Origin of the sequence: Thermophilibacter gallinarum (assembly GCF_014982725.1) — a bacterium.
In the GTDB taxonomy this organism is placed as follows: Bacteria; Actinomycetota; Coriobacteriia; order Coriobacteriales; family Atopobiaceae; genus Thermophilibacter; species Thermophilibacter gallinarum.
Genome location: NZ_JADCJZ010000001.1, coordinates 232,357 through 256,636, shown reverse-complemented (window position 1 = coordinate 256,636; position 24,280 = coordinate 232,357). Strand labels below are relative to the sequence as shown.

39 protein-coding genes are annotated in these 24,280 nt (G+C 66.8%); 1 reads left to right on the top strand and 38 read right to left on the bottom strand.

Features of this window, described 5'->3' with window-relative positions; genetic code table 11:
- The 38 genes from INF26_RS01275 to thrH form a co-directional block, all read right to left on the bottom strand.
- Nucleotides 1–1,074 (bottom strand): glycosyltransferase family 2 protein, encoded by a 1,074-nt coding sequence (locus tag INF26_RS01275; RefSeq protein WP_193528926.1) that lies wholly within the window; start codon nt 1,072–1,074, stop codon nt 1–3.
- Between the two features lie 116 nt (nt 1,075–1,190).
- Nucleotides 1,191–1,988 carry a hypothetical protein gene (locus INF26_RS01270; RefSeq protein ID WP_193528925.1) on the bottom strand — a complete coding sequence of 266 codons (798 nt, stop codon included), beginning with the start codon at nt 1,986–1,988 and terminating at the stop codon, nt 1,191–1,193.
- A gap of 34 nt (nt 1,989–2,022) precedes the next feature.
- Nucleotides 2,023–2,925, bottom strand: a complete 903-nt coding sequence (locus INF26_RS01265; protein ID WP_226371790.1) for a putative manganese transporter — start codon at nt 2,923–2,925, stop codon at nt 2,023–2,025.
- Nucleotides 2,926–3,239: 314 nt separating this feature from the next.
- The gene (truA, locus tag INF26_RS01260; RefSeq protein ID WP_193528923.1) at nt 3,240–4,034 is read right to left on the bottom strand and encodes a tRNA pseudouridine(38-40) synthase TruA; all 795 of its coding nucleotides are present in this window, start codon (nt 4,032–4,034) and stop codon (nt 3,240–3,242) included.
- Nucleotides 4,035–4,093: 59 nt separating this feature from the next.
- On the bottom strand, nt 4,094–4,852 hold the full coding sequence (locus INF26_RS01255) for an energy-coupling factor transporter transmembrane component T family protein (protein WP_193528922.1): 759 nt from the start codon (nt 4,850–4,852) through the stop codon (nt 4,094–4,096).
- Complete coding sequence (locus INF26_RS01250; protein WP_193528921.1) at nt 4,845–6,161, bottom strand: ABC transporter ATP-binding protein; 1,317 nt, start codon at nt 6,159–6,161, stop codon at nt 4,845–4,847. The genes INF26_RS01255 and INF26_RS01250 overlap by 8 nt, the downstream gene beginning before the upstream one ends.
- A gap of 70 nt (nt 6,162–6,231) precedes the next feature.
- On the bottom strand, nt 6,232–6,759 hold the full coding sequence (gene rplQ, locus INF26_RS01245; protein WP_193528920.1) for a 50S ribosomal protein L17: 528 nt from the start codon (nt 6,757–6,759) through the stop codon (nt 6,232–6,234).
- A 27-nt stretch (nt 6,760–6,786) separates the two neighbouring features.
- On the bottom strand, nt 6,787–7,728 hold the full coding sequence (locus INF26_RS01240; RefSeq protein WP_193528919.1) for a DNA-directed RNA polymerase subunit alpha: 942 nt from the start codon (nt 7,726–7,728) through the stop codon (nt 6,787–6,789).
- 24 nt (nt 7,729–7,752) lie between these two features.
- Entirely contained in the window at nt 7,753–8,346 is a 594-nt protein-coding gene (rpsD, locus tag INF26_RS01235; RefSeq protein ID WP_193528918.1) for a 30S ribosomal protein S4, read from the bottom strand.
- A gap of 15 nt (nt 8,347–8,361) precedes the next feature.
- Nucleotides 8,362–8,763, bottom strand: a complete 402-nt coding sequence (rpsK, locus tag INF26_RS01230; RefSeq protein WP_087218572.1) for a 30S ribosomal protein S11 — start codon at nt 8,761–8,763, stop codon at nt 8,362–8,364.
- A gap of 10 nt (nt 8,764–8,773) precedes the next feature.
- Nucleotides 8,774–9,145, bottom strand: a complete 372-nt coding sequence (gene rpsM / locus INF26_RS01225) for a 30S ribosomal protein S13 (RefSeq protein WP_193528917.1) — start codon at nt 9,143–9,145, stop codon at nt 8,774–8,776.
- A gap of 15 nt (nt 9,146–9,160) precedes the next feature.
- A complete protein-coding gene (rpmJ, locus tag INF26_RS01220) occupies nt 9,161–9,274 on the bottom strand; it encodes a 50S ribosomal protein L36 (protein ID WP_013252436.1) in 114 nt (37 codons plus the stop codon).
- Between the two features lie 87 nt (nt 9,275–9,361).
- Entirely contained in the window at nt 9,362–9,580 is a 219-nt protein-coding gene (gene infA / locus INF26_RS01215; protein WP_075575875.1) for a translation initiation factor IF-1, read from the bottom strand.
- A gap of 103 nt (nt 9,581–9,683) precedes the next feature.
- Nucleotides 9,684–10,475 carry a type I methionyl aminopeptidase gene (gene map / locus INF26_RS01210; RefSeq protein WP_193528916.1) on the bottom strand — a complete coding sequence of 264 codons (792 nt, stop codon included), beginning with the start codon at nt 10,473–10,475 and terminating at the stop codon, nt 9,684–9,686.
- Nucleotides 10,472–11,098: an adenylate kinase gene (locus INF26_RS01205; RefSeq protein ID WP_193528915.1), complete on the bottom strand. Its 627-nt coding sequence runs from the start codon at nt 11,096–11,098 to the stop codon at nt 10,472–10,474. Before INF26_RS01205 ends, map begins: the two co-directional genes overlap by 4 nt.
- A 50-nt stretch (nt 11,099–11,148) precedes the next feature.
- Nucleotides 11,149–12,426, bottom strand: a complete 1,278-nt coding sequence (secY, locus tag INF26_RS01200; protein WP_193528914.1) for a preprotein translocase subunit SecY — start codon at nt 12,424–12,426, stop codon at nt 11,149–11,151.
- Nucleotides 12,420–12,869, bottom strand: coding sequence for a 50S ribosomal protein L15 (rplO, locus tag INF26_RS01195; RefSeq protein WP_193528913.1), 450 nt, complete (start codon nt 12,867–12,869; stop codon nt 12,420–12,422). The genes secY and rplO overlap by 7 nt, the downstream gene beginning before the upstream one ends.
- Before the next feature lie 9 nt (nt 12,870–12,878).
- Complete coding sequence (gene rpmD / locus INF26_RS01190; RefSeq protein ID WP_193528912.1) at nt 12,879–13,064, bottom strand: 50S ribosomal protein L30; 186 nt, start codon at nt 13,062–13,064, stop codon at nt 12,879–12,881.
- A gap of 2 nt (nt 13,065–13,066) precedes the next feature.
- Nucleotides 13,067–13,588, bottom strand: coding sequence for a 30S ribosomal protein S5 (rpsE, locus tag INF26_RS01185; protein WP_193528911.1), 522 nt, complete (start codon nt 13,586–13,588; stop codon nt 13,067–13,069).
- A 9-nt stretch (nt 13,589–13,597) separates the two neighbouring features.
- Nucleotides 13,598–13,966 carry a 50S ribosomal protein L18 gene (rplR, locus tag INF26_RS01180; protein ID WP_193528910.1) on the bottom strand — a complete coding sequence of 123 codons (369 nt, stop codon included), beginning with the start codon at nt 13,964–13,966 and terminating at the stop codon, nt 13,598–13,600.
- A gap of 59 nt (nt 13,967–14,025) precedes the next feature.
- Nucleotides 14,026–14,562 (bottom strand): 50S ribosomal protein L6, encoded by a 537-nt coding sequence (gene rplF / locus INF26_RS01175; protein ID WP_193528909.1) that lies wholly within the window; start codon nt 14,560–14,562, stop codon nt 14,026–14,028.
- A gap of 28 nt (nt 14,563–14,590) precedes the next feature.
- Nucleotides 14,591–14,989: a 30S ribosomal protein S8 gene (rpsH, locus tag INF26_RS01170; protein WP_075575866.1), complete on the bottom strand. Its 399-nt coding sequence runs from the start codon at nt 14,987–14,989 to the stop codon at nt 14,591–14,593.
- A gap of 89 nt (nt 14,990–15,078) precedes the next feature.
- The gene (locus INF26_RS01165) at nt 15,079–15,264 is read right to left on the bottom strand and encodes a type Z 30S ribosomal protein S14 (protein ID WP_012809232.1); all 186 of its coding nucleotides are present in this window, start codon (nt 15,262–15,264) and stop codon (nt 15,079–15,081) included.
- 62 nt (nt 15,265–15,326) lie between these two features.
- Nucleotides 15,327–15,884 carry a 50S ribosomal protein L5 gene (rplE, locus tag INF26_RS01160; protein ID WP_193528908.1) on the bottom strand — a complete coding sequence of 186 codons (558 nt, stop codon included), beginning with the start codon at nt 15,882–15,884 and terminating at the stop codon, nt 15,327–15,329.
- Nucleotides 15,885–16,365: 481 nt separating this feature from the next.
- Nucleotides 16,366–16,683: a 50S ribosomal protein L24 gene (gene rplX, locus INF26_RS01155; protein ID WP_226371789.1), complete on the bottom strand. Its 318-nt coding sequence runs from the start codon at nt 16,681–16,683 to the stop codon at nt 16,366–16,368.
- A 13-nt stretch (nt 16,684–16,696) separates the two neighbouring features.
- Nucleotides 16,697–17,065 (bottom strand): 50S ribosomal protein L14, encoded by a 369-nt coding sequence (gene rplN / locus INF26_RS01150; protein ID WP_075575863.1) that lies wholly within the window; start codon nt 17,063–17,065, stop codon nt 16,697–16,699.
- Between the two features lie 76 nt (nt 17,066–17,141).
- The gene (gene rpsQ, locus INF26_RS01145) at nt 17,142–17,408 is read right to left on the bottom strand and encodes a 30S ribosomal protein S17 (protein WP_087352619.1); all 267 of its coding nucleotides are present in this window, start codon (nt 17,406–17,408) and stop codon (nt 17,142–17,144) included.
- A 14-nt stretch (nt 17,409–17,422) separates the two neighbouring features.
- The gene (rpmC, locus tag INF26_RS01140) at nt 17,423–17,638 is read right to left on the bottom strand and encodes a 50S ribosomal protein L29 (RefSeq protein ID WP_075575861.1); all 216 of its coding nucleotides are present in this window, start codon (nt 17,636–17,638) and stop codon (nt 17,423–17,425) included.
- Nucleotides 17,639–17,641: 3 nt separating this feature from the next.
- A complete protein-coding gene (gene rplP / locus INF26_RS01135) occupies nt 17,642–18,067 on the bottom strand; it encodes a 50S ribosomal protein L16 (protein ID WP_193528907.1) in 426 nt (141 codons plus the stop codon).
- Entirely contained in the window at nt 18,067–18,777 is a 711-nt protein-coding gene (gene rpsC, locus INF26_RS01130; RefSeq protein ID WP_193528906.1) for a 30S ribosomal protein S3, read from the bottom strand. The genes rplP and rpsC overlap by 1 nt, the downstream gene beginning before the upstream one ends.
- Nucleotides 18,778–18,783: 6 nt before the next feature.
- The gene (gene rplV, locus INF26_RS01125) at nt 18,784–19,143 is read right to left on the bottom strand and encodes a 50S ribosomal protein L22 (protein ID WP_193528905.1); all 360 of its coding nucleotides are present in this window, start codon (nt 19,141–19,143) and stop codon (nt 18,784–18,786) included.
- 15 nt (nt 19,144–19,158) lie between these two features.
- Nucleotides 19,159–19,419, bottom strand: coding sequence for a 30S ribosomal protein S19 (gene rpsS / locus INF26_RS01120; protein ID WP_087227318.1), 261 nt, complete (start codon nt 19,417–19,419; stop codon nt 19,159–19,161).
- A 30-nt stretch (nt 19,420–19,449) separates the two neighbouring features.
- Nucleotides 19,450–20,286 (bottom strand): 50S ribosomal protein L2, encoded by an 837-nt coding sequence (rplB, locus tag INF26_RS01115; RefSeq protein ID WP_087227317.1) that lies wholly within the window; start codon nt 20,284–20,286, stop codon nt 19,450–19,452.
- A gap of 136 nt (nt 20,287–20,422) precedes the next feature.
- Nucleotides 20,423–20,725 carry a 50S ribosomal protein L23 gene (rplW, locus tag INF26_RS01110; protein ID WP_193528904.1) on the bottom strand — a complete coding sequence of 101 codons (303 nt, stop codon included), beginning with the start codon at nt 20,723–20,725 and terminating at the stop codon, nt 20,423–20,425.
- Nucleotides 20,725–21,351, bottom strand: a complete 627-nt coding sequence (gene rplD / locus INF26_RS01105; RefSeq protein ID WP_193528903.1) for a 50S ribosomal protein L4 — start codon at nt 21,349–21,351, stop codon at nt 20,725–20,727. Before rplD ends, rplW begins: the two co-directional genes overlap by 1 nt.
- Before the next feature lie 37 nt (nt 21,352–21,388).
- A complete protein-coding gene (gene rplC / locus INF26_RS01100) occupies nt 21,389–22,009 on the bottom strand; it encodes a 50S ribosomal protein L3 (RefSeq protein WP_193528902.1) in 621 nt (206 codons plus the stop codon).
- A 384-nt stretch (nt 22,010–22,393) separates the two neighbouring features.
- A complete protein-coding gene (locus INF26_RS01095) occupies nt 22,394–23,002 on the bottom strand; it encodes a histidine phosphatase family protein (RefSeq protein ID WP_193528901.1) in 609 nt (202 codons plus the stop codon).
- A gap of 1 nt (nt 23,003) precedes the next feature.
- Nucleotides 23,004–23,603 carry a bifunctional phosphoserine phosphatase/homoserine phosphotransferase ThrH gene (gene thrH, locus INF26_RS01090; RefSeq protein WP_193528900.1) on the bottom strand — a complete coding sequence of 200 codons (600 nt, stop codon included), beginning with the start codon at nt 23,601–23,603 and terminating at the stop codon, nt 23,004–23,006.
- 394 nt (nt 23,604–23,997) lie between these two features.
- On the opposite strand from thrH, the gene INF26_RS01085 reads away from it, so the two are divergent.
- Complete coding sequence (locus INF26_RS01085) at nt 23,998–24,240, top strand: glutaredoxin family protein (protein ID WP_193528899.1); 243 nt, start codon at nt 23,998–24,000, stop codon at nt 24,238–24,240.
- Nucleotides 24,241–24,280: the final 40 nt, after the last annotated feature.

Here is a 24,280-nt window from a genome sequence, read left to right as displayed (position 1 = left end):
CTAGACGTATGCGTCCGGCATGACCCAGACCGCGTGGTCGCCACCGAAGAGCGAGAGGAGCCGTGCCTGGGCGCAGACGAGCGGGGTGTTGCGGCTCCTGATCGGCACGGTCATGGAGCGGGCGGCCGGCCCCCTCGGGTGCCCCAGGCTCGCGGCGAGCTGGGCGTGGTCGGTGCCGATCATGTGCGAGACGATCCTGCGCTGCTCCGCGGCGGGCAGCGGGCTCCCCTTCCCGCACACGCCCTCGATGCAGGCGACCAGACGCTCCATGTAGCGGCTCTGGAGCATCTCCATGCTCGCGGCGTCGCCCTCGAGGCCCCAGTGGCGATAGAGGGCAAGGAGGTTCTCGCGCTCGGACTCGAGGCGACGGTAGCTCTCGACGACCGAGGTGGCGCGGGGCCGCTCCGCGACGCGACGTCCCACCCGGTAGGACACGCCCTCCAGGACGCCCACGCGCTCGACGTCCGCCAGGTACTCGAGCACGAAGGGGTGGTCGGTGGGGCTGCCCGCCTGGAAGGCGAGCCCAAGCCGCCCGATGCGCTCGCGGTCGAAGAGCTTGGCACTCGCGGGCAGGAGCTGACCGGAATCGAAGAGCCTCCAAGCGGCGGCGCGGAAGTCGTGCTGGGTGAGGAAGACCGTCTCGTCGCCGGAGAGCTCGGTCTCCGAAACGCGGCCCGCGCCGCTGGCGAGGCTCAGCCCGATGCCGCCCACCACGAGCTCGAGGGAGCGCGTCTCGGCAAGGTCGACGAGGCCGGCGAGGGCCCCCGCGGCAAGCCAGCCGTCCGCGTCCATGACCAGGACGTAGCTGCCGCGTGCCCGCTCGAGGGCGACGTCGAGGGCCGCCTGGCGACCGCAGCGGTCCGCTCGAACGAGGTCGATGCGCAGGTCGCGCTCCGCCATCGCCTCGACCTGACGCACCGTGGCGTCCTCGGACCCGGCGTCGACCACGATGAGCTCGAGGTCCCTCAGGGACTGGTTCTGGACGCTCTCGACGGCGCGACGCACGGACCCCTCGGCGTCATGGGACACCATGAGCACCGAGACGACCGGGGTTGTTGACACGCCGTGGGCCATTCCGTCCCTTCCGTCACACGGAAACGCACACGAGGGAACGACTCCTAGGTTATCAGCGTCGGGTGACGCCCGACGCGTCGCAGAAAAACGACAGAGAAGCGGGGGCGGAGATGGCGCTAGGCGGCGACGAAGCGACCTATGGCGACGTTGAGCTGCGTCTTGTCCAGCGTCTGACGACCGGTCTCGGCCGCGGCGCCGTCCTCGTTGGTCGCCACCTCGGCGACGAGCGCGGCGTCGGAGACGGCGAGGTTGGCCGTCCCGACCGCGGCGAGCCGCTCGGCGAACGCGAGCAGCCCGGCGGCGTCCATGTTCGTCCTGATCTTCGAGAGGAACCCGGAGGCGCTGCGGACGAGGTTGTCCGAGCCCGACCCGGCGAGCTGTGCCGCCTCCTCGATCACGTCGCCCGTCGCGAGGACGACGCTGTCGAAGCTCACGCCCGCGGCGAGGCCGAGCTGGAGCACGCAGGCGGCGCAGCCCTGCGACGAGAAGAGCTCCGCGAGGGTCGTGGGCGTCTCGTCAACCGTGAGCGCGAGGTCGGCAGGGACGTTCACGAGAGCCGCGGTGCCCTGCGTGGCGTTCACCGACAGGATGCGCGCCGCCGTGAGGGTGCCGCCCGTCTCGTCCAGGCTTTCGGCGGTGAGCAGGAGCGTGACGCTGATGTCATCCTCCGAGACGGCGTAGCCGCCCGACGGTCCCGCCTCGTCGTACTGGGCGAGCGTGGTCACGGCGTCCGACAGGGAGCTGTCGCCCAGGCGGCTCTCGAGGCTCGCCCGGTTCCAGGCGAGGTACACCACGACAGCCGTGGCTGCGAGGGCGGCGACGGCGACGATGGCGCCGATGAGGTTGCGGTGGGCGCTCGGCACCGGGACGTCCGTGCGCTCGAAGCGCTCGCGATTTCTCACAATGAGGCTCATGCGGCCCTCCGCTCTCCGCTCTCCTGAAAGACGCTTAGAACAGGATACCCAAACCTCCCACGGCGAGGCCAGTCGCAACGGCCACGGCGTAGACGAAGGCGGTGACCGCGGCGTTCTGGCGGGCGTCCGCGTTGGTCCGCCAGAGCACGAGAAGGCCCATGCCGCCGGACGCGAGGAGCCCCGCGACCATGGGGCCGGCGGCGAGCACGCCGTCGAGGTAGAGCTCCGTTATCGCCACGCTCGCCGCGCAGTTGGGCACGAGGCCCACGAGGGCCGCCACGAAGGTGGCCCTGACGGGGTGGTTGGCGAGGAGCGCGCCCAGGGCGTCCTGCCCCACGTATTCGATCACGAGACCGAAGGCGAACGTGACGACGAGTATGAAGAGCGTCACCTGCACCGTGTGGACGAGCGCGGAGCGCACGATGCCCCAGCTCCCGTGGTCGTGGTGCCCGTGGCCGTCGTCGGCCTCGTCGCAGTGGCAGTGCTCCCGCTCGCAGAGCTCGTGGATGTGGAGCCTGCCGTCGCCGGACCGCCTCCAGGCGCGGAGCGTCGCGTCGACCGCGAGGCCCACGACGACGCCCACGACGACCTTGAGCGCCACGATCCCCGCCAGCTCGTCCAGGGGCGCCTGGTGTGCGAGAAACACCGGGATCATCTCGTCGGACGTGGAGAGTATCACGGCGACCAGCGTTCCGACCGTGACCACGCGACCCGCGTAGAGCGTCGCCGCCATCGCCGAGAAGCCGCACTGTGGGAGCGCCCCGAGCACGCCCCCGACGACCGGTCCCGCCTTGCCCGAGCGCTCTACCGCCGCGCGGACGCGCTCGCTCGCGGAGTGCTCGATCGCCTCCATGGCAAGGTAGGTGACAAAGAGCAGCGGCACCAGTCCGAGCGTGTCCAGCACGCTGTGCTCGAGCTCGTGAAGCAGCAGTTCCAAGATCATGCCTCCGAAGAAGGGAAGAGTTAGCCGGGGTTATTCTACCCGCTGCGGCGGCGCGGCCGTCCCGGAATTGGCGGGGTTCTCCGCACTGGCGGCACGGTCGTCCCGGAATCGGCGGAGTTCTCCGCCCGACAGGTTTTCTTGTCCCGAAAATGGCAATGTTCTCCCTGCTGGGAGCCATTCGGCTGGGGAACCTCCTGCTTTCCGGGACGAGAAGAGCGCGCGACCGGAGAACCCCGCCAATTCCGGGACAAGGTGAGCTCACATCCGGAGAACCCCGCCGTTTTCAGGACGACCGCGGATCGGCGGCCTCACTCCCAGGGGACGAGGGCCCCCTCGGGATAGCTCACCCCGACGAAGGTGAGCCCCTTCGCGGGGGCGCAGGGCCCGGCGGCGGTGCGGTCGCATGCCGCCAGCACCTCGGCCATCCACTCCGGCCGATGGTGGCCGCGCCCCACCTCCACGAGCGAGCCGGCGATCGTGCGCACCATGTTGTGCAGGAAGGCGTTGCCCGTGACGTCTATCGCAACAAGCTCCTCCCCCGCCTCGGTGACGCGACTCACGTCGAGCTGCCCCACGTAGCGGCAGGTGGGCTTCCCCTCGGCGGAGCTCGCCTTGCAGAAGCTCTTGAAGTCGTGCTCGCCCAGCAGCGGGCGGGCGGCGGCCGCCATGGCCTCCACGTCCAGCTCGCCGCGATACCACCAGCTGTGGTCCCACGCGAGCACCGGGCGCGCCTGCGATGCGGCGATGCGATAGCGATAGCTGCGGCTCAGGGCGTCGAAGCGCGCCGAGAAGCCCTCGGGCGCGCGATAGAGCCCCTGGACCGAGAGGTCGTCCGGCGTGAGGGCGACGAGGCTGCGCATGAGCCGCCCCCCCGACAGCCCCAGCTCCCCCTCGCTCACGGGAACGCTCACGTACTGGGAGAGGGCGTGGACGCCCGCGTCGGTCCTTCCGGCGCAGACGAGCTCGCACGGTCGGCGCAGCGTGGTCTCGAGGGCGCGTCGCAGCTCTCCGGCGACGGTGCGCACGCCCGGCTGCTCAGCGAAGCCGGCGAAGTCCGCGCCGCGGTAGCCGAGCCGTATAACCAGCGTTCCGACTTCGGACATGATTCTCCCTTCGATGGGACCTAGGGTAGCACGCGGTGGGCGGGGCCTCGCACGGGGGGTCAGAGCGCGACGGCGACCCCGGCCCAGAGTGCGCCGAGGGCGAGCGCCGCCCAGTCCCCCGGCGCCAGCGGTCCGAGAAGCGCCGTCTGCTCGCCCGTGTAGCAGCGGTCGCACATGGCGTCGGCCAGCTCGTCTGCGCGGCGGAAGAGGCCCACCACGAGCGGGACCAGCACCTGGCCCCATCCTCGGAGCCGCCTCAGGACGCCGCCCTCGTCGAGCCGTGCACCGCGGGCGCGCTGGGCGCAGCGTATGCGCTCGACCTCCTCGACGGTGAGCGGGATGAAGCGCAGCGCGACCGAGGCGGACATGGCGATGGCACCCACCGGCACGCCCACCCTTGAGAGCGGCGCCATGAGGGAGGCGAGCCCGTCGGCGATGGCCGGCGGCGGCGTCGTGGACGAGAAGGACAGCGCGAACCCCACGACCAGCGCGATCCGGCACACCACCGCGGCGCTTCTCGCCAGCCCGGCGGTCGACAGCCCCGGCTGCCCCACGAGGACGACTGCGTTCGAGAGCACGGAGAGGCAGAGGACGACCGCCGCCGGCCTGAGCCCGAGAAGGACGGTCTGCGGCGAGGTCCTGCTCGCCACGAGCGCCGCGACGAGCCCTGCTCCGGCCACCAGCAGCCCCCAGGGCGTGCCCGCCGCGAACGTTCCGACGGTGGCGATCAGGAGCAGCACGAGCTTTGCCCGCGGGTCGAGGCGGTGCATGAGAGTGCTCCCGGGCGCGTAGGCGCCCGGCACGAGAACCTTACGCATGGGCGCCCGCCTCCCTGACGCGACCGGCCTCGAGCCGGACCACGGCGGACGCGAGCGGCAGCCACTCGTCGGGGTCGTGCGTGATGAGAAGCACGCTCGCACCGTCGCCCACCAGGCGGAGGACCAGGTCGCGCAGCGCGCGGCGGGAGGGGGCGTCCAGACCCGCCGTGGGCTCGTCGAGCACATACGCCCCCGGACGTGACGCGACCACGCCGGCGAGCGCCACGCGCCGCATCTGACCGCCCGAGAGCTCGAACGGGGACCGGTCGTAGAGCTCCTCCCCTATGCCCAGCAGCGCGGCGGCATCCCGGGCCATGGAGAGCGCCTCGTCCTCGGGGACGCCCCGGACGCGGGGCCCGTATGCGATGTCGTCGAGGACGGTGTCGCAGAAGAGCTGGTCCTCGGGCCGCTGGAACGCGAGACCGACATCCCCCGCGCGCACGGGCCGCCCGTCCAGGGTGACCGTCCCCGCGTCCGGCGCAAGGACGCCCGTCAGGACGCGGGCGAGGGTGGTCTTTCCCCCCCCGGAGGGCCCCAGGAGCAGGGTCAGGCCCCTCGCGTCGAGCGACACGTCGTCCAGTGCGACATGCGTACCATACACAGCCGTCAGGTTCGACCCCCTGAGGGAGCTCGTTTCCCGGGATGTGTATGGTTGCGCGGGGGACTCCGGGGGCTCCGACGGCGCCCCTCCCTCGAAGACGTGCCCGTCCCTCATGCAAAGCGTGCGATCGGGTGCGGCCATCGGTCTGTGCGATATCTCGAGCACGCCCACGCCCCTCGCCGATGCCTCGCCGACGATTCTTGTCACGCGGGCGCGCGTAGGCTGGTCGAGCATCGACGTCGCCTCGTCGAGCACCAGGTAGCGGGGGCGCATCGCGAGCACGCCCGCAAGGACCACGAGCTGCTGCTGCCCGCCGGAGAGCTCCGAGGTCATACGGTCGCGCAGTGCCTCGATGCCGCAGGCAGAGAGCGCCTCGTCCACGCGGGCAAGCACCTCTGCGCGCGGGAGCCCGAGGTTCCTCGGCCCAAAGGCGACCTCGTCGGACACCACCGCGCTGACGATCTGATTGCGCGGGTCCTGACGCACGTAGCCCACCAGACGCGCCAGGCCATCCGTCTCCCCGTCGACCCTGACGGCGCCCGACGAGGGTCTCAGGGACCCGTTGAGCAGGCGCGCGAGCGTCGACTTGCCGGAGCCATTGAGACCGAGAAGGGCGACGCGCTCCCCGGACGCAACGTCGAGCGAGACATGGTCGACCACGTTGCGCGTCCCATCGAACGAGAAGCACGCGTCGCGGACCTCGATCATGTCCCACCCCCTTCAAGAAAAAGGCCCCGGCACGCGGCCGGGGCCCGAACAACCAGTGAGAGGTCCGAGGCTACTCGGCCTTCTCCTCCTCGGCGGGAGCCTCCTCAGCGGCGGTCTCCTCGACCTCGGCGACCTCCTCGGCGACCGGCTCCTCGGCCTTGGGCTCCTCGACGGGGGCCTCCTCGACCTTGGTGACCTTGGCCTTCGGGGCGGCCTTCTTGGCCTTGGGCTGGACCGGCTCGGTCACGAGCTCCATGATGACGATCTCGGCACTGTCACCCTTGCGGGGGCCGAGCTTCATGATGCGGGTGTAGCCGCCGTTGCGGTCGGCCCACATGCCCTGCTGGGCCTTCTCGAAGACCTCGCGGACGATGTCCTTGTCGCCGACGGTGGCGATGGCCAGACGGCGGCTGGCGACGTCGCCCTTCTTGGCCCAGGTGATGACGTGGTCGACGTCGGCACGGATGGCCTTGGCGCGGACGTCGATCGTCTTGATGCGGTCGTTCTCAAACAGGGCGCGAACCAGGCTGCGCTTCATGGCCTTGGTGTGGCTGGCGTCGGTGCCGAGCTTCATGCCCCTCTTCTTGTTGTGTCGCATTTCTCGATACTCCTAAATCCGGCGCGCCTAGGCCTTGAGGGACAGGCCCATGGTCTCGAGCTTGTCCTTGACTTCCTCGATGGACTTGACGCCAAAGTTTCTGATGTTGAGAAGGTCGTTCTCGGAGAACTCCACGAGCTGGCGGACCGAGTGGATGCCGGCGCGCTTGAGGCAGTTGTAGGAGCGGACGGAGAGGTCCAGGTCCTCGATCTGCTTGTCAAGCTCGACGTTGTCCTCGACGGCGCCCGTCGCGAAGATGGAGGCGTCCTCGACGGGCTCGTCCTCCTCGGCCAGGCCCATGAACGCAGTCATGTGCTGGTTGATGATGTTGGCGGCCTCGACGACGGCGTCGCGCGGGGAGATGGAGCCGTTGGTCTCCACCTCGAGAACGAGACGGTCGTAGTCGGTGTGACGGCCGACGCGGCAGGCCTCGACGGCCTTGGCGCAGCGGCGCACGGGCGAGTAGAGCGAGTCGACGTGGATGATCCCGATCGGGTCGTTCTCGCGCTCGTTGTCCTCGCCGGAGACGTAGCCGCGGCCCACGCCGATGCGCATGCGCATGGTCAGGTGGGCGCCGGCACCGAGGGTGCAGACCACGTGCTCGGGGTTGACGAGCTCGAACTCCGCGGGGACCTCGAAGTCGCCGCCGGTGACCGTGGCGGGACCGTCGATGGAGATGGACGCCTCGGCCTCGTCGCCGGTGCCCATGGAGCGGAACACCAGGCCCTTGACGTTGAGGACGATATCGGTGACGTCCTCGTAGACGCCCTCGACGGTGGTGAACTCGTGCTGGATGCCATCGATCTGGATGGCCTCCACGGCAGCACCCGAGAGCGACGACAGGAGCACGCGGCGCAGGGAGTTGCCGAGCGTGTCACCGTAGCCGCGCTCGAGCGGCTCGGCGCTCACGCGGGCGAGGTTCTCGTTGATCTCCTCGACCGACACCTGGGGTCGAATGAATTCGGACATTGCTACCTCCAAATCTGGTCGGGCCTACTTGGAGTAGAGCTCGACGATCAGCTGCGCGTCGATGTCGAGGTCGATCTGATCGCGCGTGGGGAGCTGGAGGACGGTGCCCTTGAGCTTCTCGATGTCCACCTCGAGCCAGGCCGGCACGGCCATGTGCTCGGAGGAGATGAGGGCCTCCTTGATGGGGAGAAGGTCACGGGCCTTCTCGGCGACGGCGATGACGTCGCCGGCCTTCACCTGGTAGGAGGGGATGTCGACGCGCTTGCCGTTCACGGTGATGTGGCCGTGACGGACGGTCTGACGGGCCTCCTTGCGGGTGCGGGCGAAGCCGAGACGGAAGACGACGTTGTCGAGACGGCACTCAAGCAGGGTCATCAGGTTGTCACCGGTGATGCCCTCGCGCTTGAGGGCGCGGACGTAGTAGCCGTGGAACTGCTTCTCGAGAACGCCGTAGATGAACTTGGCCTTCTGCTTCTCGCGGAGCTGGATGCCGTACTCGCTCTCCTGGCGACGACGACGCTTGGGCTCGCGGTTAGAGGTCTTGTTGATGCCCATCACAACGGGGTCGATGCCGAGCTGACGGCACCTCTTGAGGACGGGAGTCCTATCGATAGCCATTGATATTCCTCCTAGCTACACGCGGCGACGCTTGCTCAGACGGCAACCGTTGTGCGCGATGGGGGTCTTGTCCTGGATGCCCGAAACCTCGAGGCCGGCGGCCTGGAGGGAACGGATGGCGGTCTCGCGGCCGGAGCCGGGGCCCTTGACGAACACGGCGACCTTGTGCAGGCCGTGCTCCATGGCCGCCTTGGCAGCGGCCTCGGCGGCGAGCTGGGCGGCGAACGGCGTGGACTTACGGGAGCCCTTGAAGCCGACGGTGCCGCCGGACTGCCAGGAGATCACGTTGCCCTGCGGGTCGGTGATCGAGACGATCGTGTTGTTGAACGTGCTCTTGATGTGGGCCTGGCCCACGGCGATGTTCTTGCGCTCGGAGCGGCGGACGCGCGTGGTGCGAGCGTTCTTCTTCTGCGGCATTGTCTACTCCCTAGCCCCTCTTCTTGGCACCGATCTGACGCTTCTTACCCTTGCGGGTGCGAGCGTTGGTGTGGGTGCGCTGACCGTGGACAGGAAGGCCCTTGCGGTGACGGAGGCCGCGGTAGCAGCCGATCTCCATCATGCGGGCGGTGTTCTGACGCACCTCGCGGCGAAGGTCGCCCTCGGTGGTGTAGTTCGCGTCGATGAAGTCACGGATCTTGGTGACCTCGTCCTCGGTGAGGTCCTTGACGCGGGTATCGGGGTTGACACCAACCTCCGCGCAGATCTTGGTGGCGCGGGTCTGGCCGATGCCGTAGATGTAGGTGAGTCCGACCTCAACGCGCTTGTCGCGCGGCAGGTCGACGCCGTTGATACGGGCCAACTTGGAGCTCCTTCCTTAGCCCTGACGCTGCTTGTGGCGCGGGTTCTCGCAGATGACGTAAACCTTGCCATGGCGACGGATGATCTTGCACTTGTCGCACATCTTCTTGACCGAAGGACGTACCTTCATGCGTCTTCCTTCCGGTAGTGCTGCTTGCGTTCCTATCTACACGCCCAGCCGCTGGCGAGAATATCCGAGACTGTGTGGGTGCTTCGCCTACTTGTAGCGGTAGGTGATGCGCCCCCTGGTGAGGTCGTACGGGGAGATCTCCACGACGACCTTGTCGCCCGGGAGGATGCGGATGTAGTTCATCCGGATCTTGCCCGAAATGGTGCAGAGAATGGTCTTTCCGTTCTCGAGCTCAACGTTGAACATGGCGTTGGGCAGCGGCTCGACGACCTTGCCCTCCAGCTCGATTGCGTCCTGCTTGCTCAAATTGACTACCTCTCCACTCCGACAGCGACCAAATATCATACCTAAAATCCACGAGCGTTCCACACAGCACTTCTCGCGCTGCATGAGACGCACACAAGAGACGCTATGCGCTCGCGCCTCCCTGCATCGGGCACCACGGGCCCTCGTCGTCCTGGGTGAGGATCACGGGGCCGTCCTCGGTGATGGCGACCGTGTTCTCGTAGTGCGCGGCGGGCTTGCCGTCGTCGGTCACGACGGTCCACCCGTTGCCGAGCGTGTGGCACTCGTAGGTGCCGAGCGTGATCATGGGCTCGATGGCGATGACCATGCCCGCCTGGAGCTTGATGCCGCGACCGCGCTTGCCGTAGTTGCGCACCTCGGGCTCCTCGTGCATGACGGAGCCGACGCCGTGACCCACGTAGTCGCGGACCACGCCGTAGCCGTTGCCCTCGGCGAGCTCCTGGACCGCGGCGCCGATGTCACCCAGGCGGTTGCCGGGGACGGCCTGCTCGATGGCGGCCTTGAGGCAGTCGCGCGTGCACTCGCAGAGCGCCCGCCACTCCTCGGAGGGCGTGCCGACGTAGAACGTCCAGGCGTTGTCACCGACCCAGCCCTGGTAGGTGGCGCCGGTGTCGATGGAGACGATGTCCCCCTCCTGGAGGATCACCGAGCTGGACGGGATGCCGTGGACGATCTGCTCGTTGACCGAGGAGCAGATGCTGCCCGGGAAGCCGCCGTAGCCCTTGAAGGTCGGCGTGGCGCCGTGGAGCCTGATGAACCCCTCGACGACCTGGTCGATCTCCATCGTCGTCGCGCCGGGGCGCACGAGGGCCCCGGCACGACGAAGGGCCGCCTTGGACAGAGCCCCGGCGGCCTTCATCTGCTCGATCTGTTCTGGAGTCTTGATCTTGATCATAGACCGAGAAGGACCTTGACGTCGGCGTAGACCTCGTCGACGGGACGGTCCCCGTCAACCTCCTTCAGGATGGAGTGGCCGCGGTAGTACTCGACGAGCGGCGCGGTCTGGGACTTGTAGACGTCGAGGCGGTGCTGGATCGTCTCGGGCTTGTCGTCATCACGCTGGTACATCTCGCCGCCGCAGCGCGGGCAGGTGTCCACGCCGGCCGGCGCGGTGTAGCCGCAGGAGCGGCAGGTGCGACGGGAGCTCAGGCGCTCGACGATGACGCTGGGCTCGACGGCCACGAGAAGCGCGGCGTCGAGCGTGCGGCCCATGGCGGCGAGCTCGGAGTCGAGGGTGACCGCCTGGGCGGTGTTGCGCGGGAAGCCGTCGAGGATGAAGCCCTTCTGGGCGTCGTCGGCCTCGAGGCGCTCCTTGACGAGGTCGATGACCAGCTCGTCGGGAACGAGCTTGCCCTCGTCCATGTAGCCCTTGGCCTTCTTGCCGAGCTTGGAGCCCTCCTTGATGGCGGCGCGAAGCAGGTCGCCGGTGGAGATGTGGGCAATGCCGTACTCGGCCACGAGCTTCTGGGCCTGGGTACCCTTGCCTGCGCCGGGGGCGCCGAGAAGAACGATGTTCATGATGCGGACCGCCTTTCCTAGCTGCTTTCCCTACCTGCCGACGACGTGCCCTACTTGAAGAACCCGTCGTAGTTGTGCATCTTGAGCTGGCTCTCGATGGAGGAGAGCGTGTCCATGGCGACGCCGACCATGATCAGGACGGAGGTGCCGCCGAACGACTGGACGAGCGAGTTGCCCGTGAACCAGAAGATGATCGTGGGGACCACGGCCAGGACGGCCATGAAGAGGGCGCCCGGGAGCGTTACGTGGTCGATGGCGCTCTTGATGTAGGCCGCGGTGGCGGCGCCCGGACGGACGCCGGGGATGAAGCCGCCCTGCTTGCGGAGCTGGTCGGCCGTCTCCGTGGGGTTGAAGACCATCGACGAGTAGAAGTACGCGAAGGCCACGATCAGCAGCACGGAAAGCACCCAGTTGATCCAGCCCGAGGAGAGGGCGTTGGCGAACGCCTGGACCCACTCGACGCTCGGGAAGAAGACCGCCAGCTGGGCCGGCAGGTACAGGATCGCGGAGGCGAAGATGATCGGCACGACGCCCGCGGTGTTGACCTTGATCGGCAGGTAGGTGGACTGGCCACCCATCATGCGACGGCCCACGACGCGCTTGGCGTACTGGATCGGGATACGGCGCTGACCGCGCTCCACGAAGACGATCAGCGGGATGATGGCGATGATGACCACCATGGTCACCACGGTGAGCACCACGTTGCCGGTGCCGGTGATCGAGGAGATCAGCGAGGTGGGCACGCCGGACATGATGTTGCAGAAGATGATCAGCGACATGCCGTTGCCGACGCCGTTCTGGGTGATGATCTCGCCGAGCCACATGATGACGATGGCGCCCACGAGCATCGTGAAGACGATCATGACGTCAAGCAGCGCCTCGGGCACGCCGGCCGCGGACAGGTTGACGCCGTAGCTCCTGAACATGAACAGGTAGCCGATGGCGTTGAGCAGGGCGAGACCGATCGTGAGGTACCGCGTGTACTGCGTGATCCTGCGCTGACCGGCCTCGCCCTCGCGGGCAAGTTCGCCAAGGGAGGGAATCACGGCCTGGAGCAGCTGGAAGATGATCTGCGCCGTGATGTAGGGCATGATTCCCAGGCTGAAGACGGACATGCGGGAGAGTGCTCCACCCGAGAACAGGTTGAGCACCGCCATCGCACCGCTCTCGGACAGGCCGGCCTGGTAGGCGCCGAGCAGGTCCTGGAACGGGGCACCCGGAACGGGCAGGTACGCGCCGAAACGGTACAGCAGCAGAATGCCTGCCGTGAGGAGCAGCTTGTTCCTGAGCTCCGGGACGCGGAACGCGTTGGCGATTCCCTTTAGCACGCCTGCTCGACCTTTCCTCCGGCCGCCTCGATCTTGGCCTGGGCAGAGGCGGAGACCTTGTCCACCTTGACGGTGAGCTTCTTGGTGAGCTCGCCGTCGCCGAGGACCTTCACGGGAACATAGTTGTGCTTGATGACGCCCTTGGCAACCAGGGTATCGGCGTCGACGGTCTCACCGTCGGCGAACAGCGCGTCGAGACGGGCGACGTTCACCGGGGCGTACTCGACGCGGTTGTGGTTCTTGAAGCCGGGGAGCTTGGGGAGGCGCATCGCGAGCGGCTGCTGGCCGCCCTCGAAGCCCTTGCCCTTGCCGCCGCCGGAGCGGGAGAGCTGGCCCTTGGTGCCGCGACCAGCGGTGGTGCCGTGACCGGACGAGTTGCCGCGACCGATCCGCTTGCGGTTCTTGCGCGAGCCCTCAGCGGGACGCAGATCGTTGAGCTGCATGAGTGACTCCTAGTTCTCTTCCACTTCGACAAGGTGCTTGACCTTGAAGATCATTCCACGGATGCTCGGGTTGTCCGGCTGCTCCACGACGTCACCGATCTTGCGGAGGCCGAGGGCGCGGCAGGTGGCCGTCTGGTCCTTCTTGACGGAGGCGACGGCGCTCCTGACGAGCTTGATCTTGAGGGACTGAGCCATCGTTAGTTCTCCTTCCCGGCGAACATCTCGCTGACCGTGATGCCGCGACGCTCGGCGGTCTCGGCGGGGCTGGAGAGCTCCTTGAGGCCCTCGGCGGCGGCCTTGATGATGTTCATGGCGTTGCTGGTGCCGAGGGACTTGGAGAGCACGTTGGTGATGCCCGCGAGCTCGAAGAGCGGACGGACGGGGCCGCCCGCGATGACGCCGGTACCCTCGATGGCCGGCTTGATCAGCACGTGGCCGGCGCCGTAGTGGCCCTCGACGGCGTGCGGGATGGTGCCCGCCTCGGTGACGGGAACGTGGAACATGTTCTTCTTGGCGTCCTCGACGCCCTTGGAAATGGCCAGGGGCACCTCGGCGGACTTGCCCATGCCGAGGCCGACGTTGCCCTTGCCGTCACCCACGGCCACGAGGGCCACGAGGGACATGCGACGGCCGCCCTTGACGGTCTTGGAGACACGGTGGATGAAGACGACGCGCTCCTGAAGATCCGTGTCCTGCTGGCGCTTGCGATCTCGTGCCATTGAATCCTCCTAGAACTTCAGGCCCGCGTTGCGGGCACCGTCTGCCAGAGCCTTGACACGGCCGTGATAGATACGGCCACCGCGGTCGAACGTGACCTCGGTGACGCCCTTCTCCAGGGCGCGCTTGCCCACGAGCTCGCCGACGAACTCAGCGGCCTCCTTGTTGGAGCCGAGCTTGCCCGTGGCGCGGAACTCGGGGTCGAGGGTCGAGGCAGAGCAGATGGTCTTGCCGTCGGCGTCATCGATGACCTGGGCATAGATGTGAGCGTTGGTACGGTGCACGCTGAGGCGCGGACGCTCAGCGGTGCCGAAGATCTTGGCGCGGACGCGGCGCTCGCGGCGCTTGAGACCGGCCTTCTTCGCCTGCTGCTTGTTCATTCCTTCTCCTTAGACGTGCCATCACCTGACGGGGTGATGGTCTTTTATAAGCCTCGAGGCTACTTGGCGGCCTTGCCGAGCTTCCTGCGGATGTGCTCGCCCTCGTAGTGGATGCCCTTGCCCTTGTACGGCTCGGGCGGGCGCTTCATGCGGATCTCAGCGGCGACCTGGCCGACCTGCTCCTTGGAGATGCCCTTCACCGTGATGTGGGTGTTGTCGGGAACCTCGAAGGTGATGTTCTCGGGGGCCGGGTAGAGCACCGGGTGAGAGTAGCCGAGGGAGAGGTCGAGGTCCTTGCCCTTGAGCGTAGCGCGGTAGCCGACGCCGGTGAGCTCGAGCTTCTTCTCGAAGCCCTCGGACACGCCGACGACCATGTTGTGCAGGAGGGTACGGGTGAGACCCTGCTGCGCGTTGGAGGCGGTGGACTCATCCACGCGGACGACGAGAAGCTCCTCGCCCTCCTGCTTGATCTCCACGAGGTCGGAGAAGGTGCGGGTGAGCTCGCCCTTGCCACCCTTGACGGTGACGGTGGCGCCGTTGACTGTCACAGTGACTCCGGCCGGAACCTGGACAGGCTGCTTACCAATTCGAGACACGGCTGTCTCCTTTCATTCCTGCCGAGAGTTACCAGACGTAGGCGATGACCTCGCCGCCGATGCCCTGCTTGCGGGCGTCGCGGTCGCACATCATGCCCTTGGAGGTGGAGATGACGGCGGTGCCGAGACCGCCGAGCACGCGCGGAAGCTTGTCCGCGGTGGAGTAGATGCGCAGGCCAGGCTTGGAGATGCGACGGATGCCGCGAATCACCTTGGCGTGGCGGGCGCCGTACTTGAGGGTGATGTGGAGGGTCTTCTGCGGGGTCGTGTCCTCGACCTCATAACCCGCGATGTAGCCCTCCTCGCAGATGACGCGGGCAACCTCGACGAGCACCTTGGTCGAGGGCATGGACACCTCGGCCTTGTTGGCTGCGTTCGCGTTGCGGATGCGCGTCAGCATGTCGGAAATGGGATCAGTGATCTTCATGGATCATTCTCCTTCGGTAATGATGAACCTGAGTGCCCGGTTCGCACGCACCCGTGGCGCGCGCGCCTGGGCGCCAGAGCCCTGCCGTCCTACCAGCTGGCCTTGCGGACGCCAGGAAGCTCGCCCTTGCTCGCAAGCTCGCGGAAGCACACGCGGCAGAGGCCGAACTTGCGATAGACGGAGTGGGGACGCCCACAGCGCTGGCAACGGTTCTGCGTACGGGTCGAGTACTTCGGCTCGCGCGACGCCTTGACGATCATCGATGTCTTAGCCACAAATCCTCCTTCAGTGCAATCCCGACGCCCCGTTCGCGCGGGGCGTCTTGTTGATATACGACCTACTCAGCCTTGAACGGGAAGTGGAAGGCCTTGAGAAGCGCCTTGCCCTCGTCGTCGGTCTGGGCGGTGGTCACGATGGTGATGTCCATGCCGCGGGTGTGATCGATCTTGTCGAAGTCGATCTCCGGGAAGATGAGCTGCTCGGTGACGCCCATGGAGAAGTTGCCACGGCCGTCGAAGCTCTTCGGGGAGATGCCGCGGAAGTCGCGGATGCGCGGGATGGCGATGGAGATCAGGCGATCGAGGAACTCCCACATGCGGTCGCCGCGGAGGGTGACCTTGGCGCCGATCGGCATGCCGGCGCGCAGGTGGAAGGTGGCGATGGACTTGCGGGCGTGGGTGATCAGCGGCTGCTGGCCGGTGATGGCGCGCAGGTCGGCGACGGCGCCGTCGATGGCCTTGGCGTCCGTGGCGGCCTCGCCGACGCCCATGTTCACCACGATCTTCTCGATCTTGGGAATCTGGTTGACGTTCTTGTAGCCGAACTGCTTCTGGAGCTCGTCACGCACGGTGGCGAAATACTGCTCCTTGAGACGCGGGACGTACTTGTCTGCCATGTTCGCTCCTTAGATCCTGGGGTTCTCAGCACGGGGTTTCCAACCTCGTACCTCCCTGCCTTGGCGGGGCCGGGAGCCTTGTCATGCGCCCGAGGCAGAATCCTCCCTACCTACAGACGCAAGGAAACATATTACGCCCTTTCTCCACAAAAGGGAACGACGAACTCGGCGGCACCGTTCCTGCACATTCGAGCGCACGGTCCTTCTCGCCACCGCGCTCCCGATGACCGGTTAGGAATTGGCGCCCATCCCCCTCCGGAAACGTTTCCGGGTTAGTAATCCTGGCGTGTCCCCGTTTTTCTCGCCGCCCAGACGGGGACGCGCCCGTTTTCCTAACGAGAAAGACCAGTGCGGCGACAAGAACGAGCCTGACCCCGCGCGTCAACGCAGAGAGGCCCCCGGTTCATCGGAGAGAAGTTCCGCGCAGCGCACTTCTCGGAGATGAACCGGGGGCCTCCCGGATGGCACTCAGGTCAGGCTCTTAGAACTGGGCGCCGCACTTCTTGCAGACGCGGACCTTGTCGCCCTTGTCGTTGACGTCGTGGCCGACGCGCGCGGGCTTGCCGCACTTGGGGCAGACCAGCATGACGTTGGACACGTCGATGGCCGCCTCCTTCTCGACGAAGCCACCCTGCTGGTTCTGGGCGGTCGGGCGGACGGCCTTCTTGACGACGGCGACGCCCTCGACGATGACCTTGCCCTCGGCGGGAAGGGCGCGGATGACCTGGCCCTCCTTGCCCTTGTCCTTACCGGAGAGGACGACGACCTTGTCGCCCGTCTTCACGTTCATCTTCGCCATATTCACTCACTCCCTAGAGCGTCTCAGGCGCGAGCGAGACGATCTTCATGTACTTGTGGTCGCGGAGCTCACGAGCGACGGGCCCGAAGATACGGGTGCCCTTGGGCTCGCCCTCCTTGTCGACCAGGACGCAGGCGTTCTGGTCGAACTTGATGTAGCTGCCGTCCTTGCGGCGGGTCTCCTTGGTGGTGCGCACGATGACGCAGCGGACGATGTCGCCCTTCTTCACCGAGCCGCCCGGGGTGGCCTCCTGAACGGCGCCGATGATGACGTCGGCAAGGCCGGCGTAGCGACGCTTGGAGCCACCGAGGACCTTGACGCACTTCACGCGCCGAGCGCCGCTGTTGTCAGCGACGTTGAGCATGGTCTCCATCTGAATCATTGGTGTTCCTCCGAACGTGTGCCTCCCAGAGGTGCGCCCACACGCGCGACGCACTTGGGGAGCTTGTCACTGATACTTACTTAGCGCGCTCGACGATCTCCACGAGACGCCAACGCTTGGTCTTGGAGAGCGGACGCGTCTCCATGACGGTCACGAGGTCGCCGATGCCGCACTCGTTCTTCTCGTCGTGGGCGTGGAGCTTCTTCGAGATGGTCATCATCTTGCCGTACTTGGGGTGACGCTTGCGGTAGTCGATCTTCACCGTGATGGACTTGTCGCCAGAGATGGAGACGACCGTCCCGGTGACGACCTTGCGCGCGTTCCTCTTCTCGGTCTCAGCCATAGTCATTCTCCTGGTTAGTTCTGGGCAGCGGACTTCTCCGCGGCGATCTGACGGGCGCGCTGCTCGGTGAGGACGCGCGCGATGTCCTTCTTCACGGTCTTGACGCGAGCCGTGTTGTCGAGCTGGCTCGTGGCCATCTGGAAGCGGAGGTTGAAGAGCTCAGCGCGGCCCTCCTCCAGCTTCTTGGCGAGCTCGTCGTCGCTCATGGCCTGGATGTCCTTGTACTTCATTGACTATTCCTCCCCGTCCTTGTCGGTGCGGGCGACGATCTTGGTCTTGATGGGCAGCTTGTGCTGGGCCAGACGGAGAGCCTCGCGAGCGACCTCATCGGACACGCCGTCGATCTCGAACATGATGCGGCCCGGCTTGACGACGGCCACCCACTCCTCGGGATTGCCCTTGCCGGAGCCCATGCGGGTCTCGGCCGGCTTCTTGGTGATCGGCTTGTCGGGGAAGATCGTGATCCAGACCTTGCCGCCACGCTTCATGTAGCGGGTCATGGCGACACGGCAGGCCTCGATCTGGCGGTTGGTGATCCAGTGGGCCTCGAGGGCCTGGATGCCGTAGGAGCCGAAGTTCAGCTTGGTGTTGCCCTTGGCGTGGCCCTTCATGGAGCCGCGCTGGACCTTGCGGTGCAGGACGCGCTTAGGTGCGAGCATTAGCGAGCCCTCCTCTCGTTACGACCGCGGCGAGGACGCGAGGAGCCCTCGAGGGCCGGGCGCGGGGTGGCCTGGCCGGGCAGCTTCTCGCCGAGGTAGATCCAAACCTTGACGCCGCAGGCACCCATGGTGGTGCGGGCGGTGGACTGGCCGTAGTCGATCACGGCGCGCAGGGTGTGCAGGGGCACGCGACCCTCGCGGTACCACTCGCGACGGCCCATCTCGGCACCGTTGAGGCGGCCGGAGCACTGGATGCGGATGCCCTTGGCGCCGGCCTTGCGGGCGGACTGGACGGCCTTGCGCATGGCGCGACGGAAGGCGACGCGCTGCTCGAGCTGCTCGGCGATGGACTGGGCGACGAGGTTGGCGTCGAGCTCGGGGCGCTTGATCTCGACGACGTCCACGTTGACCATGCCCTTGGCGACACCGGCGACCTTCTCGAGGTCGGCGCGCAGGACGTCGATGTCGGCGCCCTTCTTGCCGATGACGATGCCCGGGCGGGCGGTGTAGATGGTGACCTTCACCTTGTCGCCGGCGCGCTCGATGTCCACGCGGGACAGGGCGGCCTTGGCGAGGCGCTTCTCGAGGTAGCTGCGGATGGCGAGGTCGTTGCCGAGGGTCTCGGCGTAGTTCTTATCGGCGTACCAGCGGGAACGCCACTCCTCGGTGATGCCGAGACGGAAGCCGGTAGGCTGAACCTTGTGACCCATGCTCGCTTACGCCTCCTTTCGAGGAGCGACGACGACGGTGATGTGGCTCATGCGCTTGTTGATGCGGGAGGCAGAGCCCTTGGCGCGCGGACGGATGCGCTTGAGGGTGGGGCCCTCGTCAACGTAGGCAAGCTTGACGAAGAGGTTCTCGGCGCGCATGCCGTTGTTGTTCTCGGCGTTGGCGATCGCGGAGCGCAGGACCTTGGCCACGTCGACGGAGGCGGCGCGGGTCGAGAACTGCAGGACCTCGAGGGCCTTCTCAACGGGGAGGTTGCGGATCAGCGAGACGACGGCGCGGGCCTTGCGCGGCGCGATGCGCACGTACTTGGCCGTGGCGCGAACCTCGTTGGTGTTGTTCTGAGGCATCTAGCTCCTACCTCCCTAGTTGGCCTTGTGGCCACGGAACGTGCGGGTGGGGGCGAACTCGCCCAGCTTGTGCCCGACCATGGACTCGGTGACGTACACAGGCACGTGCTTGCGGCCGTCGTGGACGGCGATCGTGTGACCGACCATCTCGGGGAAGATGGTCGAGGAGCGCGACCAGGTCTTGATGACCTCCTTGGTGCCGGCCTCGTTCTGAGCGGCGACACGCGCGAGGAGGCGAGTCTCCACGAACGGGCCCTTCTTGAGACTTCTGCTCATGCTTTCTATCTCCTACTACTCGTGTTCCGACTACTTGGACTTGCGGCGACGGATGATGAGGCGGTTGGAGGCCTTCTTCGGGTCGCGCGTCTTGTAACCCTTCGTCGGCTTGCCCCAGGGCGTCACGGACGGACGGCCGGAGGTGTGGTTCTTGCCCTCGCCGCCGCCGTGCGGGTGGTCGACCGGGTTCATGACCGTACCACGGACGGTCGGGCGGACGCCGGCCCAGCGGCTGCGGCCGGCCTTGCCGACGACGATGTTGGAGTGCTCGGCGTTGCCGACCTCACCGATCGTGGCGCGGCAGGTGAGCAGCACGCGGCGAAGCTCGGAGGAGGGCATGCGGAGGACGGCGTAGCCGTTGTCCTTGCCCATGAGCTGGACGGAGGTGCCGGCGGCACGGGCCATGGCCGCGCCCTTGCCGGGCTGGAACTCGACGGCGTGGACGAGCGTGCCGACCGGAATCTCGGAGAGCGGCATGCAGTTGCCCGGCTTGATGTCGATGTCCTTGGTGCCGGAGACGACGGTGTCGCCCACGTGCAGACCCTCGGGGCACAGGATGTAGGCCTTGGCGCCGTCGACGTAGTGGAGCAGCGCGATGCGGGCGGAGCGGTTCGGGTCGTACTCGATCGTGGCGACCTTGGCCGGGACGTCGTCCTTGCGGCGCTTGAAGTCGATCTTGCGGTACTGACGCTTGTGGCCGCCGCCCTGGTGACGGGTGGTGATGCGGCCGTTGTTGTTGCGGCCGGCCTTCTTGGGCAGGGGCTCGAGAAGCGACTTCTCGGGCGTGGTGCAGGTGATCTCGGCGAAGTCCGAGACCGTCTGGAAACGCCTGCCGGCGCTCGTGGGCTTGAGGTGCTTGACTGCCATGTAAAACCTTTCCCTTCTGTTCCGTTGGCCGGCCCGCTCAGGGAGTGGCGGACCGACACCGGATTACCACGGTACCGCGCGTATCCATCCTGCGCGGCATGCTGCCCGAGCCCCAAGCGGGGCCCGGGCGGAAGCGCTACTCAGCGGCCTGCTGGTTGCCGAAGATCTCGATCGTCTCGCCGGCGGCGAGGGTCACGACGGCCTTCTTCCAGGAGCGCGTGGTACCAGGGGTCTGGTAGCGGACGCGCTTCTTCTTGCCGGAGACGTTGAGCGTGTTGACCTTGACCACGTGGACGCCGAAGAGCTTCTCCACGGCGCTGGCGATCTCCTCCTTGGGGGCGGACTTGGCCACCTCGAAGGTGTACTTGCCCTGCTCCATGAGGTCGAAGGAACGCTCGGAGACGATCGGGCGGATGATCACGTCGTAGGCGGAGTTCATTATGCGAGCACCTCCCCGAACTGATTCGCGATGTCGGCGGTCATGACGAGCGCGCCGTTGTCGATGAGGGTGCGCGTGGTGGCCTCGGAGACGCCGATGACGTTGACGCCGGCGAGGTTGCGGAACGAGAGGTAGGTGTTGACGTCATCGTCGGGGACGACGATGGTCACGCGCTTGTCGCCGATGCCGAGGGCGCCGAGAAGGGCCTTGGCCTGCTTCGTGGACGGCTTCTCGAAGGAGAGGGCGTCGACGAGCACGAGCTCCTGGTCGGCAACCTTGCCGGAGAGCACGGAGCGCATGGCGAGCTTCACCATCTTGTTGTTGATGCGCTTGTTGTGGGTGCGCGGGGTGGGACCGAAGACGACGCCGCCGCCGGTCCACTGCGCGGCGCGGGTGGAACCCTGGCGAGCGCGGCCGGTGCCCTTCTGACGGTAGGGCTTGGCGCCGCCGCCAGAGACGTCGTGACGGTTCTTCACGGCGTGGGTGCCCTGACGAGCGCAGCTGTCCTGGCAGACCACGACCTGGTGGATGACGGGGATGTTCGGCTCGATGCCGAAGACGTCGGCGGAGAGCTCGGCCTGGCCGACCTCAGCCCCCTCGACGTTCTTGATTGCGTACTTGGACATTCTGTCCTCCTTGTTAGCCTAAGAGATTTCCTGGCACTTAGGCCATGCGGACCTGGACGAGAGCGTTCTTGCCGCCGGGGACAGCGCCCTTGACGAGCATGAGGTTCTGCTCGGCGTCGATGCGGACGAGCTTGAGGTTCTTGACCGTCACGCGCTCGTCGCCCATGTGGCCGTACATGTGCAGGCCCTTGCGGACGCGCGCGGGGTAGGCGCACTGGCCGATGGAGCCCGGGCGGCGCTGGTTGCGGGAGCCGTGGGTCATGGGGCCGCGGGAGAAGTTCCAGCGCTTGATGGTGCCCTGGAAGCCCTTGCCCTTGGAGGTGCCGATGACGTCGACGGACTTGACGTCGGCGAAGTCGGCGACGGTGACCACGTCACCGGTCTTGTGCTCCTCGCCGTTCTCGACGCGGACCTCGCGGAGGTAGCGCATCGGCTCGACGCCGGCGGCCTTGAAGTGGCCGGCCATGGGCTTGTTGACGTGCTTGTCGGAGATGTCTCCGAAGCCGATCTGGACGGCGTCGTAGCCGTCGGTCGCCTTCGTCTTGACCTGCGAGACAGTGCAGGGGCCAGCCTGGATGACGGTGACGGGCACGACGTTGTCGTTCTCGTCCCAGATCTGCGTCATCCCAAGCTTGCGGCCAAGGATCGTGCTGACCATACGCTTTCCTAACCCTCGGTGGTCATGGGATCTGTCGGGCGCCCCTTGCGCCCGTCCCCAGCGGACCACGTCCTGTATCTGCTGCTCAAAGGGTATTTCATGGCCTCTCGGCACAGCTGTCCCCTTTTGTGCAGCCCGTCTAGTCTACACGCGCCAGCGCGGCTGCACAATGTCTCCATACATTTTTTAGGTGCGCTGAGCTGCGGCGGCACGTTCCGCGCTCCCGGGCGTATCCATGGGGTGTGGCGACGCGTGCCGGGCGGGTTAGAACGACCACATCGTCCCCGTCCGCGCCGCCGTTTGGGTTAAAACGACCGCATCGTCCCCCTCCGAGATGCGCTTCGGACGGGGACGATGCGTTATTTCTAACCCGGGCGCGGGGCGTCACGCCTCCTGGTTCACGATCTTCTCGCACGCGAAGGTGAGCGCCTCGGGGTCGAACTCGTAGACCAGCACGCAGCAGTTACCGAGACGCACATCCTGGGGACAGCGCGCGAGCCCCTCCCAGGCGAGCTTGAACTGCAGCGTGGCGGATCCGTGACAGACCGCCAGCGCGCAGTCGACGCCCGGCGCGCTCATGACATCGGTCATGGCGGCGACGACACGCTTTCGCAGGGCGACGCTCCCCTCCCCGCCGTACGGGACGAGCGACTCGCCCGGGTCCCACAGCTCCGTCGGCACGTCCGCCTGCGGCCCGCCCTCGAACACGCCGTAGCTGCGCTCCATGAGGCCGTCCATGGGCTCCACGGGCGGCAGGTCCTTCTCGCCCGCGGCGCGCAGCTCCTCGCGCACCACCTCGAGCGTCGAGACCGCCCGGCCGAGCGGCGAGGTGCACATCCGGTCGAAGCGAACGCCCCGTGCGGCGAGCCAGCGCCCCGCGCCGCGCGCCTGCTCGACGCCCAGCTCGGTGAGCGGCGAGTCGCAGCGTCCCTGGACCCGCTTCTGCAGGTTGAACTCGGTCTGGCCGTGGCGGAGCACGTAGAGCGTCGACATGCTAGAGCGCCTCCGTCACGGCAGCGAGAAGGTCCGCGTACTCGGTGAACGCCGGAAGGTCGGGGTTGTCCGCCTGGATCTGCGGCGTGCTGCGGAAAAGGAAGCCCGCCTTGCTCGCGCGGATCATCGCGAGGTCGTTGAAGGAGTCGCCAGCGGCGATGGTGTCAAAGCCGCAGCTCTGGAGCGCACGGACGGTCGTGAGCTTGGAGTTCTCGCAGCGCATGCGGTGGGCGAGGATCTCGCCGGACGGGGCCACCTCGAGCGAGTTGCACAGCAGCGTGGGCCAGCCCAGCTTGGCCATGAGCGGGCGCGCGAACTCCTCGAACGTGTCGGAGAGAATCACGACCTGTGTGCGCTCGCGCAGCGCGTCCAGGAACTCGCGCGCGCCGGGCAGCGGGTCGATACGAGCGATGACCTCCTGGATCTGGGGCAGCCCCAGCCCATGCTCGCGCAGCGTGGCGATGCGGAAGGCCATGAGCTTGTCGTAGTCCGGCTCGTCGCGCGTGGTGCGGGAGAGCTCCGGGATGCCGGACTCTTCGGAGAACGCGATCCAGATCTCCGGGACGAGCACGCCCTCAAGGTCGAGGCAGACGATGTTCATGGATGCTCCTTCGTCGAGCCGTCTTCTTCTCGCCATCATACACAGCAATGGTTTCGGTTTCGCAACGGGCGGCGGACGGCGTCGAATTGTCCAAAACGGCCGCTCGTGCTGCGTCGGACCCTGTTTGGGAATCAAAACGCCCGCTCGTGTAGCGCAGATTTCCCAAATTTTGTCGCCCGCGACGCCGGCTGTTCAAATTTGCCCAGTTGAGCATATGCATTATTAAATCGTTTTGCTGGCTTGGGACAAAACCACGCTACACGAGTCGACGTTTTGATTTTGAAATCGGAGTTATGTTGCACGAAAGCCGGTTTTATCCATCCGAAGGCGCGGAGGGACCACCGCGGGGTACAAGTCCCTGAAGAATGCCCCGCCGTCGACCGAAAGGACGCCCATGGCACGTCGCTACGAGCTCTTCATCATGCCTGCCTGCCCCTACTGCCAGAAGGTCCTGCGCTTCATGGAGCGCTGCAGCATCGAGATGCCCCTGCGCGACATCACCTGCGACCCTGACGCCCGCGAGGAGCTCGTTCGCGCGGGCGGCAAGCCGCAGGTCCCCTGCCTGTTCATCGACGGCGTCCCGCTGTACGAGTCGGACGACATCATCGCCCGTCTTTCCAAGGGTTTTGAGAACTAGCAGCTCAGCGCATCTGTACATCACATTTGACAGACGCATA